The following is a 14,195-nucleotide window of genomic DNA, read 5'->3' as shown; positions in this document are numbered from 1 at the left end:
GGGCAGGTGCGGCACCAACCATTTGGGCCGGCGCTCGCCCACCCAGCCCAGTACGTCGGCGGCCAGCTGGCGCTCGCGCGGCATGCCGTACCAGTATAGCTGTAGCAGCTCGGCCAGAGCCGTAGGGTGGGCGCAGGCGTAGTCGGTCAGCCGCCGCGTCTGACGCGCCGAGTGTTCCCTCAGTAGCTCGGTTCGGAGGTTCATGGCAGGCTATTTATTAATCCAACTTATTGACCGTACCGGCAAAAAGCAGCATGCCTTCTTGCTGGTCTATAATAGCATAGAAGAAGGGGGAATCTACTTTGACAACTACCCGGGGTAGCGGCTCCGGTGCGTAAGCGCTGCCCCCCATTGCCATAACCAGCGTAACCGCAGCGGCTTCGGTACCTTGCTCATCCACTTCGAGAAAAGTTTTGTGCATGACAGAGCTAATGATTCCACCGCCGGTTTCGCTTTGATAGCCAAGATTGGTGAAATCAGCGCCGGGCATGAAGACTTCAGCCAAGCCCATCTTGCACAGGTTTGCGGTCAGGTCGGCGTTCCATTCTACTCGGAAGCGCGGGAAAATAAGGTCCACCTCTATGGGCGGTGTTTGCTGAAAGGCCGAATACCCAGCTTGCCAGTTGGCAAAAGTTAGCCCAGCAAGAAAGGCGGGCAGGCCGCTGGGCTGGTCAGGCTGAAACACCAGCATCGAATAAGGTCGCATGAAGCTCAGGTAGGGTAGCGAAACTGCCTGCCAGCCATCACCAGCCGTATAACCAATAGTTGTGCTGACCTGATGCATGAACTCTCCCGGCTGTCCAGTACCATCTGCAAGCCGGAAAATGCCAGTGCGGGTGTCGTTTACGTCGAATTCGCTGGCCCAGCGGGCGCGGAAATAAACCGCATTGAGCAATAGCATAGCCGGCGGTACCAAATTGGCAAGCGTTGCCGGCGATACCACTGACCCGATAAGGCCTTGGGTATGTTGATGTACCCAGTCATTTACTTCACTGGCGGCAGCTGGTGAGGTAAAATCCAGCGAGGCAGCCTTTGCGTCGTACTGGGTGTGGGCATGGCGAACAAATTCCGGGGCCAAGTTGAATGGTTCGGCGGCCCACAAGCTGCTGGCAAGCGTTAGGTGGGCACCAGCTTCCGCCAAGGTCCCTTCTTCAACCCGTGATAGTTGCTGAAGCCAGCCGGCAAACGAGGTTTCCGCCCGTTCCAAGTTGGCACCAGGACCAAATAACACTTCACCTAACGCGGTTCTCGTTTTGCCATCTGCCCCTGAAATAAGCAGTGCCAGGGCTGCAACAATTCCGAGCGGTGAGAGGGCAACATTACCAGAAGCATCTGCGGCAGCAAGCTGCACCAACTCTAAACCAACGCGAATCTGGGCCGACGTCGCCGCAGAAGTTTGAAAAATAGTAAAGGACGACATAGCGCAGGCCAATAAAGAGCCTGCCAAGATAGAAAGAATGCCTACTGTGTCTTCACCGTCGCGCCCAGCTCCGTGAGCAAGGCGAAGAGGCCCACGTAGGTGCGGTTGAGGTAGATGAAATGCTCGGAGCCGCGGGGCTCGCGCTGCTTTCGCAGCTCGGGGTCGGCCATCAGGTCGTCGCCGAGGGCGTAGAGGGCGGCCATGTAGGCCGGGTCGCCGAAGTCGAAAGTGGCTTGGCGGAAGGGGCGGCCTACGAGCTCCAGCGAGGATTGCATGGTGCGCAGGTAAAGGGCGCGTAGGGCCGGGGCATCGGTAGACCGGAGCACGCCGGCCTGGGTGAGCAACTCGGCGAGGCGGACTTCGCTGGCAATGGTTTCGGGCGCCAACAGGTCGTTAAACAGCTGGTATACATCGGACGGCACGTTTTTCACGCAGCCGAAATCGAGTACGCCGAGGGTGCCGCCGTCTTCGGCGCGCATCAGGAAATTGCCGGGGTGCGGGTCGGCGTGCAGCTGGTGCAGGGTGTTGAACTGGAACTGGTAGAAATCCCACAGCGCCTGGCCAATCTGGTTGCGCACTTCCTGCATGGGGTTGGTGGCCAGAAACTCCTTGAGGTGCTGGCCGGGAAGCCATTCCATGGTCAGAATGCGGGTCGTGGAAAACTCGGGGTAGTAGGCCGGAAACTGTAGGTGCGGCAGCGCCCGGCACTGGTCCGCAATTTCCTGGCCGCGCAGCAGCTCCAGCTTATAGTCGGTTTCTTCCAGCAGCCGGGTTTCCACTTCCTCCAGGTAGGGGCGCACCTGAGCTTCGTTCAGGCCCATAATGCGCAGGGCAATGGGCTTCACCAGCCGGATATCGGACTTGATGCTGTCGGCCACGCCGGGGTATTGCACCTTCACGGCCAGCTCTTTGCCATCCTTGCGGGCTAGGTGAACCTGCCCGATGCTGGCCGCCTGCCGCGCTTCGGGCTCAAACGCATCAAACAGCTGATACGGCGACTTGCCAAACGCATCCCGAAACGCCTTCACCACCAGCGGGCCCGAGAGCGGCGGGGTCGAATACTGCGCCTGGGCAAACTGCTCGGCGTAGGCCGTGGGCAGCATATTCTTCTCCATCGCCAGCATCTGGGCCACTTTCAGCACCGAGCCCTTCATCTCGCTCAGCGTGCCGTAGAGCTCGGCGGCGTTGGCGGCGTGCAGGTCCTCGGTGGTCGATTCCGCGCCCACCGCCTTTTTAGCGTAGTGCTTAATGTAGTTGGTGCCCACGTTGAAGCCGGTTTTGGCAAAGCGGGCGGCGCGGGCCACCTTGGTCGTGGGCAGCGAGGTTTGGGGTTCGTCGGACATAAGCAGTAGGGGCGGGGCTTGCCCCCGCCCGAATCGTCGGGTGTTTGTCGTTGAGCGAGTTCGTTCAACGATTCGGGCGGGGGCAAGCCCCGCCCCTACAACTATTTCCGCACCAGGAACCGCACGAAATCCACGGCCGAATCGAGCGTGTTGCGGCCCACGAGGTCGAAGCTCAGCGTCACAGCTTTTTCTATGGCGGCGTCGGTCCGCTCAAAATTCACGGTGTCGTCTTTGGCGAAAAAGCCAAGCACGAACAGCGCCTGCTGCCAGAAGAAGCGCGGATAGCCGTCCTGCACCAGCGGACGGTTGGCGATTTCGCCGCTCACGCGCCCGTCGGCCAGCAGGTCGGTGACGAAGTGCTCGAAGTCCTGCCGGAAATCGTCGAGCACCCGCGGCGTGAGGGCCGGCATGCGGTGCAGCGAGCGGCGCAGGCTCATCAACGCATACGAGCGGTTGTTTTTCAGAATTTCGAGCAGCGTGTAGTAAAAGGCCAGCAGCTTTTCGCGGCTGCCGTAGCTTTCCCACACGGGTTCGGCCGCGGCCGTTTCGCGCGCCTGCCGGCCGAAATCAGCCCAGATTTCGCGGTCGATGGCCTCAAAATTCGGGTAGTGCTGGTAGAACTCGGCCTCGGACCCGCCCAGCTGTTGCGTGAGCTTGAATACCGATTGCGGCGGGTGGCCTTCGTTGAGCACGAAGTCGAGATAGGCTTGTTTGATGCGGTCCTTTTCCATGTTGATATAACCGGTTAAAAGGGTAGGAGGTTCGGACGAAAAACCTCACTCCCCGGCCCCCTGTCCACAGGGAGAGGGGGGGAGCCTGACGATTGGAGGCGTCTACGCCGCCGTGGCTCCCCTCTGCCTGTGAGAGGGGCCGGGGTGAGGTTACGCGTCCCGCGCCGCCCAAATGGCCTCCACGGCCCGGTCGCGGGCAAATTTGTGCTCTACGATGGGCTTGGGATATTCCGCTGTGCCTACTTCCGGCACCCATTGCTTGATGTATTTCATCTCGGGGTCGACTTGCGCCTGCTGGCTGTCGGGGCTGTACACCCGGAACCAGGGAGCCGAGATGGCGCCGGTGCCAGCCATCCACTGCCAGTTGCCCACGTTGTTGGCCATGTCGTAGTCGAGCAGCTTGTCGGCGAAATACTTCTCACCCCAACGCCAGTCGATGAACAGGTGCTTGGTGAGGAAGCCGGCGACGGTCATGCGCACGCGGTTGGGCAGGTAGCCGGTTTCGTTGAGCTGGCGCATGCCGGCATCGACGAGCAGGTAGCCGGTACGGCCCTCGCACCAAGCCTTGAACTCGTCCTCGTTGTTGCGGTAGGGGATATGCCGCATCTTGGGGTCGTAGCTTTCGTGGGCCGTGTTGGGGAAATGCCAAAGCAGCATCATGAAGAAGTCGCGCCAAATGATTTCGGCCAGCAGCTTCTGATTCAGTTCTTTGGCCTGGCGCATTACCTCGCGCACGCTCAGCGTGCCGAAGCGCAGGTTCAGCGACTCGCGGGTGGTGCCGCCGTCGGGCTCGGCGGGTGTGTTGCGGGTTTTGTGGTAGTTGCGCACGATGCGCTCAGCCGGCAGCTTCACGGGCGGAAAATATTGCTCTTTGCGCTCAAAACCCATGCTCTTGAGCGTGGGCCGGGCACCGGCTTTCTCTTTAGAAATGTGGTGCAGGTGCTCTTTTTTGAACAGCTTTTTGGAATCGGCGGGCTCCAGCAGCTCATCGGTTAGCTTCGCCGTGTACGCTTTCAGGTAAGCGCCAAACACCTTGGGCACCGTGCCCGATTTGGTCATAATCTCGTCTTTCGCGAAGATGACCTGGTCTTTGTAGGTGTGGAACTCCACGTCATGCTTCTTCAGCAGCTTTGCCACGGCCGTGTCGCGCTCGGTGGCGTAGGGCTCATAGTCCTCGTTGGTGTACACCGCCGCCACGTCAAAGTCATTAATCAGCTGCTCCAGCACCTTCAGCGGCTCGCCGTAGCGGGCCAGGAAGCTGCCGCCGGCCTTTTCCGTTTCGGCCGCCAGCCGCTCTACCTCATCGTAAATGAACGTGAGCCGGGCGTCGGCCTTGTCGGGCAGGTGGTCGAGGATTTTCTGGTCGTAGATGAACAGTGGCAGCACCGGCAGGCCACTGGCCAGTGCCGCCGCCAAGCCCACGTTGTCGTGAATGCGCATGTCGCGCCGGTGCCAGAAGAGGCAGATTTTCATGTTGTTTCTGTTATATGTCGGCCGGCGAAACCTCAGCCCCTGACCCCCTCTCCGCGGGAGAGGGGGCCGGGGGGTGAGGTTACCCGTCCGCGCGTTACTTCAGTTTTCCCATGCCGCCGTCCACGGCCATCACCTGCCCGGTCACGAACGAGCTGTGGTCCGACAGCAGGAAGGAGGCGGTATAGGCCAAGTCCTCAGGCTGACCGATGCGCTGCAGCGGGTGGCGCTTGCCGCCGGCCTCTACTTTCTCGGGCGAGTTGAGCAGGGCCGCGGCCAGGGGCGTGTTGGTGAGCGAGGGCGCGATGCAGTTCACGCGCACGCCGCTGGCGGCGTACTCGGCAGCGAGGGCGCGGGTAAGGCCCTCCACGGCAGCCTTGGCCGTGGCAATACTGGCGTGGAAGCTCATGCCCGTATCGGCCGCCACCGTGCTGAACAGCACCACTGAGGCCGTGCCCTCGGCCTTTTTCAGGCGCTTGATGGTGGCCTGCAGCACGCGTACCGCGCCCAGCACGTTCAGGTCGAAATCGGCGGCAAAATCGGCCACCGGAATGCGCTCGAAGGGCCGCAGCTTGATGCTGCCGGGGCAGTATACCACGCCGTGTAGCACCTCGGGCAGGGCGTCGAACGTGGTGCCGGCTTCCTGAGTGGCGTCGTAGTCGAAGTGGGTGGTGTTCAGGGCGGCCAGCTCTTGCGAGCGGTGGCGTGAGGCCGTGAACAGCTTGGCGCCCAGCCCGCTGAGCAAGGTAGCGGTAGCCAGCCCGATGCCGGAAGAAGCGCCGATGATGAGAATGTTTTTGTCGGAAAACTGCATGAGCCGCGAAAGATGAGTAAGCGTTGAGCTAACCCGCAGTCCGCACGCTTGTTTGCCAGCGGCTTGAACAGAATTACGGCATTGCTTGCCGCCGCCAAGGGGCGCTGGCTGCCCGCAGCAGGCTCTCAGGGGCTTAGCCAGGAAACAATTTGATAACACAGGGCCATTTCGACTGGCTAACTGCGGATTGTGGTAAGTGCAAACGTTTGTTCTCAAAATTGCCCGGCGTTTGGCGTAGTTTCGCCGTATCCGCGCCTATCATCCCACTGATTCTATGAACATAACTAAACTCCTCGTCGCCAACCGTGGCGAAATTGCTATTCGCGTGATGCGCGCCGCCACTGAGCTCAATATTCCGACGGTGGCCGTGTACACCTACGAAGACCGGTACTCCCAGCACCGCTACAAGGCCGACGAAGCCTACCAGATTGGCCGCGACGATGAGCCCCTCAAGCCCTACCTCGACATCGAGGCCATCATTCGGGTAGCCAAGGAGAACGGGGCCAACGGCATTCACCCCGGCTACGGCTTCCTGAGCGAAAACGCCACGCTCTCGCGCCGCTGCGCCGAGGAGGGGATTGTGTTCGTGGGCCCGCGCCCCGAGGTGATGGAAGCCCTCGGCGACAAGGTGCGCGCCAAGGAAGTGGCTCAGCAGTGCCAGGTGCCCCAAATCGAAAGCAGCGAAGCCGAATTGGTCGATTTTGAAACCGCCAAAGCCGAGGCCCAGCGCATCGGCTACCCGGTGATGCTGAAGGCGGCGGCCGGCGGCGGCGGGCGCGGCATGCGCATCATCCGCGACGATGAGCAGCTGGAGAAAGGCTTTTTCGAGGCGCGGAACGAGGCCCTGAATGCCTTCGGCGACGACACGGTATTTCTGGAGAAATTCGTGGAGCGCCCCAAGCACATTGAGATTCAGCTGGTTGGCGACCACCACGGCCACCTCGTGCACCTCTACGAGCGCGACTGCTCGGTACAGCGCCGCTTCCAGAAGGTGGTGGAAGTGGCCCCGGCCATGAACCTGCCCGACCACCAGCGCCACCTATTGTATGAATACGCCCTGCGCATCGGCCGGGCCGTGGGCTACGACAACGTGGGCACCGTGGAATTCCTGGTGAACCCTGAGCAGGACCGCATCTATTTCATCGAAGTGAACCCCCGCATTCAGGTGGAACACACGGTGACCGAGATGATTACGGGCATCGACCTGATTAAAACCCAGATTTACATTGCCGCCGATTACAAGCTCAGCGACCCCGAAATCGGCCTCGGCCCCGACGTGGTGCCGCTGCGCGCCGGCTTCGCGGTGCAGTGCCGCGTAACCACCGAAAACCCTGAAAACGAGTTCAAGCCTGACTACGGCACCATTGTGGCCTACCGCTCGGCCGGCGGCTTCGGCATCCGGCTCGACGAAGGCTCGGTGTACCAGGGCGCGGTGGTGTCGCCGTTCTTCGACTCGATGCTGGTCAAGATTTCGGCCCACGCGCCCACGCTGCACGGCGCGGCCCAGAAAATGCTGCGCGCGCTCGACGAATTCCGCATTCGCGGGGTGAAGACGAACATCCCATTCCTGAAGAATATCGTGGGCAGCGAGGAGTTTCAGACCGGCCGCGCCACCGTCGATTTCATCAAGGAGCGGCCCGAGCTGTTCCAGTTTGAAAGCCGGAAAGACCGCGCCACGCGCCTGCTCAGCTTCATCGGCGAAACGGTGGTGAACGGCAACCCCGACGTGAAAAACCTACTCGACCCGCGCGCCAACCCGCGCCGTCCGCACCTGCCCGAAGTCGACCTGGCGGCGGTGTGGAACCTGCACAACGGCCCCAAACCCAAAGGCAAAAAAGCCGCGCCCGCGCCGGCTATGAGTGATTTCGTGCCCGGTACCAAGCAGAAACTCGACGAGCTGGGCCCCGAGAAGTTCGCCGAGTGGCTGCGTGCTGAGCCGCTGGTGCACTACACCGACACCACCCTGCGCGACGCCCACCAGAGCCTGCTCGCCACCCGCATGCGCACCTGGGACATGCTGAAAGTGGCGAAATCGTACGCCCAGATGCACCCGCAAACCTTCAGCCTGGAAGTGTGGGGCGGCGCGACCTTCGACGTGGCCCTGCGCTTCCTGCACGAAGACCCCTGGGAGCGTCTGGCCAAGCTGCGCGAGGCCATCCCGAATATCCTGCTGCAAATGCTCATCCGCGGGGCCAACGGTGTGGGCTACAAGGCCTATCCCGACAACCTGACCGAGCGGTTTGTGCAGCAGGCGGCCGAAACCGGCATCGACGTGTTCCGCATTTTCGACTCGCTGAACTGGATGAAGGGCATGGAGGCCTGCATCGGCTTCGTGCGCAATAAAACTACCCGCCTGGCCGAGGCCAGCATCTGCTACACCGGCGATATTCTGGACCCCAAGCGCACCAAATACACGCTGGACTATTACCTGAAGCTGGCCAAGCAGCTCGAAGACGCCGGGGCCCACATCCTCTGCATCAAGGATATGGCGGGCCTGCTCAAGCCCTATGCCGCCACTGAGCTCATCGCCGGCCTACGCGATACGGTGAAGCTGCCCATCCACCTGCATACCCACGACACGTCGTCGCTGCAGCCCGCCACCTACGCCAAGGCCGTAGAGGCCGGCGTCAACGTCATCGATGTAGCCATTGGCTCGCTTTCGGGCCTTACCTCGCAGCCCAACTTCAACTCGGTGGTGGAGATGTTCCGGGGCACGCCGCGCCACCGCGAGTTCGACCAGCACTCGCTCAACGAGTTCAGCAACTACTGGGAGGCCGTGCGTGAGATGTATTACCCCTTCGAGTCGGGCCTGAAAGCGGGCACGTCGGAGGTATTTCAGCACGAGATTCCGGGCGGGCAGTACTCCAACCTGCGCCCGCAGGCGGCCTCGCTGGGCTTGCTCGACAAGTTTGAGGAAGTGAAGCAGCGCTTCGCCGACGTGAACACCATGTTTGGCGACATCGTGAAGGTAACGCCCAGCTCGAAAGTGGTAGGCGACATGGCCCTGTTCATGGTGAGCAACAACCTCACGCCCGCCGATGTAATGGAAAAAGGGGAGGGGCTGAACTTCCCCGAGTCCGTCCGCGAGCTGTTCCGCGGCGACATTGGGCAGCCCGAGGGCGGCTGGCCCGCCGAGCTGCAGAAGCTGATTCTGAAGAACGAAGCGCCCTTCACCGACCGGCCCAACGAACACCTCGCGCCGATTGATTTCGATAAGGAGTGGCCCGCGTTTCAGGAGAAATACCCCAACGCCAAGTTCACCGATTTGCTGTCGTCGCTGCTCTATCCGAAGGTGTTCGATGAGTACTGGTCGTTCCGCCAGCAGTTCGGCAACGTGAGCAAGGTGCCCACGTCGGTGTTCTTCTACGGCTTGAAATCAGGGCAGGAAACCATCATCGAAATTGCTCAGGGCAAGTCGGTTATCGTGCGCCTGGAGTCGGTGGGCAACATCAACGAGGAAGGCTGCCGCACCATCTTCTTCACCCTGAACGGCCAGACCCGCAACGTGCAGGTGCGCGACCAGGCGGTGGCCGTTACCAAAATCAGCAACGCCAAAGTCGACAAAGCCAACCCGCGCCAGCTGGGCGCGCCGCTGCAGGGCATGCTCAGCAAGGTGCTGGTGAAGCCCGGCCAGGCCGCGCCGAAAAACACCCCGCTCTTCGTCATCGAGGCCATGAAGATGGAAACCACCATCACCGCTCCGCAAGACCTGACCGTGGCCGACGTGGTGCTGCCCGAAGGCACCCGCGTTTCGGCCGACGACTTGGTGCTGACGCTGAGCTAACAGGTGAATGTAGAGACGCATATTTGCGTTTCGTCGTATGCGCCGCTTCCACTGCATCGGCCAACGACGAAGCGCAAATATGCGTCTCTACATTCGCCATCAACCCAATCTGACTCTTCACAAGTAATGAGAAACGTCCTTCTCGCTGCCACCCTGCTGGCCACTCTGCCGGCTGCGGCCCAGAAAAAAGCCGCCAAGCCCGCCCCGAAAGCCACCACGGTATCGGCCGCTACGGTTACGCGCGTCATTCAGACCCTGGCCGCCGACGACATGCAGGGCCGCGGCACCGGTAAGCCCGGCGGCCTCAAGGCGGCGCAGTTCCTGGCCGCCGAGTTCAAGCGCATCGGCCTCAAACCCTTGCCCGGCCAGACCGACTTTGAGCAGACCCTGACCGTGTACCAGGGCCTTACCAGCCCGGTGGCGGCCGTTATCAATGGCCAAACTCAGGCGCCGCTGCAAACGCTGGCTATTTCGGGCGAAGCCACGCTACGTTGGACCAGCGAAGACGCCCAGCCGCCGGCCATCGTCACCATCGGCCCCGAGCCCACCGAGCGGCGCAAGCTGTTTTCCTACCTGCGTCCCACCGCCAACACGCTGGTTTTCGTGGATACCGCCCAAGTGAAAGCCTTCCGCCAGCTGGCCAGCTATGTGGCCAAAGGCACCCTGGGCGCCGAGCCGCCCAAGCCGTTTTCCACGGTATTCATCCTCGGCCCGAAACCGGCCACGCTCAGCTACCGCATCAGCGCCAGCAGCGTGCTCGAGCCGGTGCAGCTGCGTAACGTGGTAGGCATGCTGCCCGGCCGCGACCCCAAGCGGACTAAAGAAAACGTAGTGTTCTCGGGCCACTACGACCACCTAGGCTACCTCAAACCGGTAGCCGGCGACTCCATCGCCAACGGGGCCGACGACGACGCCAGCGGCACTACGGCCGTGGTAGCGTTGGCCGAATATTTCAAAAAGCGCAACGACAACGCCCGTCCGCTCATCTTCGTGGCCTTTGCGGCCGAGGAAGTGGGCGGCTTCGGCTCGCAGTTCTTCTCGAAGCAGCTCGACCCGCAGCAGGTGGTGGCCATGTTCAATATCGAGATGATTGGCAAAGAGGCTAAGTTTGGCCCCAACACCGCCTTCATCACCGGCTACGAGCGGTCGGATTTCGGCAAGCTGCTGCAAACCAACCTGACGGGCAGCAAATTCAAGTTTGAGCCCGACCCATATCCCGAGCAAAACCTGTTCTACCGCTCCGACAACGCCACCCTAGCCCGCCTCGGCGTGCCGGCCCACACCATCAGTACCGACCAGATTCCGACCGACGGGCTCTATCATTCGGTTGATGATGAAGTGGAAAGCCTCAACCTAACCAACATGACGGCCGTCATTCAGGCCATCGCCCAAAGTGCCAGCGGCATCGTGAGCGGCAAGCAAACCCCTTCGCGCATCCCCCCGCTGACGGACGACCGGAACTAATGGTTCACCGAACGATGTGAATGGCCGTCATGCTTCGACAAGCTCAGCATGACGGCCGTTTTCGTTAAAGGTAAACTACTCAACTACTTCAAATAAACTGCCTCCAATCGGGCCACGGCCGCGCCGCTGGCATCAAGCACGCGCAGCGTGTCGCCGCTGATTTCATAGCTGTTGGCCTTGCCCAGTGCGCGGGTGAAGTCGTTTTCCGTATCGATGGCCGGGCAACTCATACGCGTGCTCATCAGCGGGCTGAACTTCAGCTCGCTCTCGGTTTCGCTGAAAAAGCTGCCGCGGAAGCGGTTGCAGCTGCCATTGCCCTCGGCTGTGCCATCGGCGCGGAGCAGTAGGTAGGCCTCGCGGGTGTTGGCGGGCACCGAAACGGGCTTGCCGGCCAGCTGCCGCAGCACCCAGCGGGTTTCTCGCAACGGCGCATTGGGCGTGCGCGACGCGGGTGGGATAGAAGCGGCGGCCGTTTCCTGGGCGGGGCGGGTGTTGCAGCCGGCGGCCAGCACGGCCAGAATCAGCAGGGAAAAACGCATGGCAAATACAATTGGAAGGTTTTTCAAACGCGAAAAGCCTGCGTGATTACGCAGGCTTTTGCTGAATGTTGGTACGGCTAGGGTTGAGCTTACGCTACTGGCCGATTTTGAATGTGAGGCCGCCGCCCACGGTAGTAGTGCCAGCGGCCGCGCCACCGAGCAGGCGGCCAGCCGTCACGTCGAGGCGCACGGCGGGCACGGGCCGGAAATACAGGCCGGTGGTGGCGCCAGTGCTGAGCGCGTCGCGGCCGTAGCCATAAGCTTCCACGAAAAAACCGGTTTTGTTGCTGATGGGGCCATTCAGGGCCAGCGAGCCGAGGAACTGGCCCTTCTTCAAATCCTGCACCTGCAGGCCGGGCTGGGTGAAGCCGAAGTTGCCCTCAAGGCCGTAGCGCTCGCCAATTTGCTCGCTCACGAGCAGGCGGCCCGACGGGGCCCAGCCTTGCTGCCGCAGGCCCGGGCTACCCGAATTCGGGATGGCCGACTCGGCCAGAATAGCTACCTGCGTGCGGGTGTTGTAGTTGGGCGAAAGCATGAACTTGGCACCCACCACGGCCGGGGCCCAGCCGCTGGCCGCCACGGGCCCGGCCTCGGTGAGGCGGGTGGGGCCGTTGTGGTAGTAAGGCTGGCTCACGCGCAGCTCCATGCTGTTGAAAAAGCCGATGCGCAGGGTGGCGTTGCTCAGGCTCTGGGCAAAATCGGGGCCGCCCGAGCGGCGCTGGAAGCCGGTTTCGAGCTGGAAGCGGCCGGGCTGCAGCACCTGCGCGGTGATGGTTTGCCCAGGGCGGTCGGCGCGGATGTTGCGAACGAACGGTGCGTCAGCGTTGGGGTTGTTTTCTTCAGCCGTGTTCTGGGCCAGGGTGAGGCCGGGGCTGCCCAAAAGGGCGGCGGCGGCCAGCAGAGTGGTCTTTCGCATGCCAAAAAAACCGGCCCACCTACGGCATCGTTCAGAATAGGTTGCGAATGCCCGAATTTTATACGTTTATCTTTGTGCTGAAAATCTGGCAATTCGGCCGAATAGCTGCCTTCGGCGGGCACCTATTTGTTGGGTTGGCACGTACAAGCCGCATGTTGCACTTTCGTACTTTTCTGGGCTTTTTGCTGCCGCTGTGCCTGTTTGGTGCCACCGCGGGGGCGCAGGCTACACTGCCGCTCTACACCGGCACCATTCCCGATTCCAAGCCCAGCCAGGTGCGCGAAACCAGCGTGACGGAATCGGGCAACCGCGTGCGGATTTCCAACGTGGTGCAGCCCACGCTCACGGTGTTCACGCCCGCGCCGGGCACGGCCAATGGCACGGCGGTCATCATTTGCCCCGGCGGCGGCTACGCCCGCTTGTCCATCGACAGCGAGGGCTACGATGTAGCTAAGCGCCTGAATGAAATGGGCATCACGGCCTTTGTGCTGAAATACCGCCTGCCCAACGACCAAAGCCAGCCCGACAAATCCATCGCGCCGTTGCTCGATGCCCAGCAGGCCCTGCGCCTGGTGCGCCAGCAAGCGGCCAAGTACAGCCTCAACCCCGAGCGCATTGGGCTGATGGGCTTTTCGGCCGGTGGCCACTTGGCGGCGTGGGCGGGCACCCGCTTCGCCCAGCCCGTGGGCGACAACCCCGGCCCCGAGTCGGTGCGGCCCGCGTTTCTGGTGCTGCTCTACCCGGTCATCAGCTTCAGCGACACGCTGAAGCATACCGGTTCGCGCAATAACCTGCTGGGCCCGAATCCTTCGGCCGAGCAGGTGCGGCAATATTCCAACGAGCTGCATGTTTCGGCCCAGACGCCGCCCACCTTTCTGGTGCACGCCGAAGACGATAAGACCGTGCCCGTGAGCAACAGCCTCGTGTTTTATCAGGCTTGCCTGCGCCACGGAGTGCCCGCCGAAATGCATCTTTATCCCTGCGGCGGCCACGGTTTTGGCCTGAATAATTCGACTACGCCCGACCGTTGGACCGACCGCCTGCGCAACTGGCTTGAGGCCAACGGCTGGCTAACTAAATAGATGAGAATACCCTTACCCGTTGTTGGTGTGCTGCTTGTGGGGCTGGCGCTGGCCGTGACCCTGTTTGGCTGCGAGCAAAAGGCTTACACTACCGAAAAACGGACTTCGCCGGTTTCGATGCCCATGCCGCCCGCTGCCCCGGCTGCTCCACCCGAGGCGGCGGTAGTGCCCGCGCCCCGGCCCAAAGCCCCGGCCCCCGCGCCGGTGTACCGCCCCGGCTGGGCCCCGCCAACGGTTCTCGATACGACCGTGGCCGTCAACGGCAAGCCCTTCCGCCTGCACATCGCCGCCGAAACCGACTCGACCCAGCGGCTTAAAGCCACTTATCAGCCCTACCCGGGCCACACCGAAGTGGCGCGCGGGTACCAGGGCTACTTCACCTTTGCGCTGCACGACGCGGCGGGTCAGCAGGTGTTCCGCCGCCAGCTGCGCAAAGCTGATTTTTACAAAGCTGCCGGGCAGGACATCGTGACCGAAAGCGAGGCCTACCGCCCCGAACTGCTGGCCTACAGCCCTTCCTTCGGTGCGCTGGTGTTCACCGTCGATTTCATGGTGCCCGACAGCGACGTGGGCGCGCAGGCCGTGTTGCTGCTCGACCTCGCCGGCCGGGTGCTGCGCATCAGCGACGGCCG

The 14,195-nt window shown here is 62.0% G+C and carries 12 protein-coding genes; 4 read left to right on the top strand and 8 right to left on the bottom strand.

All coding sequences use genetic code 11. The features are described from left to right. The 6 genes from ACYVDE_RS04735 to ACYVDE_RS04710 form a co-directional block, all read right to left on the bottom strand. Positions 1–204 (bottom strand): hypothetical protein (locus ACYVDE_RS04735; RefSeq protein ID WP_460500316.1); only part of this gene is annotated, 204 nt, incomplete at its 3' end. Positions 205–217: 13 nt separating this feature from the next. Continuing rightward, complete coding sequence (locus ACYVDE_RS04730; RefSeq protein ID WP_460500315.1) at positions 218–1,420, bottom strand: serpin family protein; 1,203 nt, start codon at positions 1,418–1,420, stop codon at positions 218–220. A gap of 41 nt (positions 1,421–1,461) precedes the next feature. Continuing rightward, positions 1,462–2,763: an ABC1 kinase family protein gene (locus ACYVDE_RS04725; RefSeq protein WP_460500314.1), complete on the bottom strand. Its 1,302-nt coding sequence runs from the start codon at positions 2,761–2,763 to the stop codon at positions 1,462–1,464. Between the two features lie 101 nt (positions 2,764–2,864). Further along, the gene (locus ACYVDE_RS04720) at positions 2,865–3,494 is read right to left on the bottom strand and encodes a TetR/AcrR family transcriptional regulator (RefSeq protein WP_460500313.1); all 630 of its coding nucleotides are present in this window, start codon (positions 3,492–3,494) and stop codon (positions 2,865–2,867) included. Between the two features lie 150 nt (positions 3,495–3,644). Further along, the gene (locus tag ACYVDE_RS04715; RefSeq protein ID WP_460500311.1) at positions 3,645–4,967 is read right to left on the bottom strand and encodes a cryptochrome/photolyase family protein; all 1,323 of its coding nucleotides are present in this window, start codon (positions 4,965–4,967) and stop codon (positions 3,645–3,647) included. Between the two features lie 94 nt (positions 4,968–5,061). Then, entirely contained in the window at positions 5,062–5,778 is a 717-nt protein-coding gene (locus ACYVDE_RS04710) for an SDR family NAD(P)-dependent oxidoreductase (RefSeq protein ID WP_460500310.1), read from the bottom strand. Between the two features lie 274 nt (positions 5,779–6,052). Here ACYVDE_RS04710 and ACYVDE_RS04705 point away from each other — a divergent pair, with 274 nt between their 5' ends. Together ACYVDE_RS04705 and ACYVDE_RS04700 are read left to right on the top strand one after the other, a co-directional pair. Continuing rightward, complete coding sequence (locus ACYVDE_RS04705) at positions 6,053–9,562, top strand: pyruvate carboxylase (protein ID WP_460500309.1); 3,510 nt, start codon at positions 6,053–6,055, stop codon at positions 9,560–9,562. A 126-nt stretch (positions 9,563–9,688) separates the two neighbouring features. After that, a complete protein-coding gene (locus ACYVDE_RS04700; protein WP_460500308.1) occupies positions 9,689–11,026 on the top strand; it encodes a zinc-binding metallopeptidase family protein in 1,338 nt (445 codons plus the stop codon). Positions 11,027–11,109: 83 nt separating this feature from the next. Here the strand turns inward: ACYVDE_RS04700 and ACYVDE_RS04695 are convergent, their stop codons facing one another. Next, positions 11,110–11,565 carry an META domain-containing protein gene (locus ACYVDE_RS04695; protein ID WP_460500307.1) on the bottom strand — a complete coding sequence of 152 codons (456 nt, stop codon included), beginning with the start codon at positions 11,563–11,565 and terminating at the stop codon, positions 11,110–11,112. Between the two features lie 94 nt (positions 11,566–11,659). Next, positions 11,660–12,481 (bottom strand): hypothetical protein, encoded by an 822-nt coding sequence (locus tag ACYVDE_RS04690; RefSeq protein ID WP_460500306.1) that lies wholly within the window; start codon positions 12,479–12,481, stop codon positions 11,660–11,662. Between the two features lie 152 nt (positions 12,482–12,633). Between ACYVDE_RS04690 and ACYVDE_RS04685 the strand changes: the two genes are divergently transcribed. Together ACYVDE_RS04685 and ACYVDE_RS04680 are read left to right on the top strand one after the other, a co-directional pair. Beyond that, entirely contained in the window at positions 12,634–13,563 is a 930-nt protein-coding gene (locus tag ACYVDE_RS04685) for an alpha/beta hydrolase (RefSeq protein ID WP_460500305.1), read from the top strand. Further along, on the top strand, positions 13,564–14,195 hold a 632-nt coding region (locus ACYVDE_RS04680; protein ID WP_460500304.1), incomplete at its 3' end, for a hypothetical protein.

It is taken from the genome of Hymenobacter agri (genome assembly GCF_054778495.1).
This window is presented reverse-complemented; position numbering and strand designations above follow the sequence as displayed.

Bases quoted from the DNA above. Each gene is read 5' to 3' on its own strand.
- ACYVDE_RS04730 (WP_460500315.1), bottom strand. From the start codon at position 1,420: ATGTCGTCCTTTACTATTTTTCAAACTTCTGCGGCGACGTCGGCCCAG.
- ACYVDE_RS04725 (WP_460500314.1), bottom strand. From the start codon at position 2,763: ATGTCCGACGAACCCCAAACCTCGCTGCCCACGACCAAGGTGGCCCGC.
- ACYVDE_RS04720 (WP_460500313.1), bottom strand. From the start codon at position 3,494: ATGGAAAAGGACCGCATCAAACAAGCCTATCTCGACTTCGTGCTCAAC.
- ACYVDE_RS04715 (WP_460500311.1), bottom strand. From the start codon at position 4,967: ATGAAAATCTGCCTCTTCTGGCACCGGCGCGACATGCGCATTCACGAC.
- ACYVDE_RS04710 (WP_460500310.1), bottom strand. From the start codon at position 5,778: ATGCAGTTTTCCGACAAAAACATTCTCATCATCGGCGCTTCTTCCGGC.
- ACYVDE_RS04705 (WP_460500309.1), top strand. From the start codon at position 6,053: ATGAACATAACTAAACTCCTCGTCGCCAACCGTGGCGAAATTGCTATT.
- ACYVDE_RS04700 (WP_460500308.1), top strand. From the start codon at position 9,689: ATGAGAAACGTCCTTCTCGCTGCCACCCTGCTGGCCACTCTGCCGGCT.
- ACYVDE_RS04695 (WP_460500307.1), bottom strand. From the start codon at position 11,565: ATGCGTTTTTCCCTGCTGATTCTGGCCGTGCTGGCCGCCGGCTGCAAC.
- ACYVDE_RS04690 (WP_460500306.1), bottom strand. From the start codon at position 12,481: ATGCGAAAGACCACTCTGCTGGCCGCCGCCGCCCTTTTGGGCAGCCCC.
- ACYVDE_RS04685 (WP_460500305.1), top strand. From the start codon at position 12,634: ATGTTGCACTTTCGTACTTTTCTGGGCTTTTTGCTGCCGCTGTGCCTG.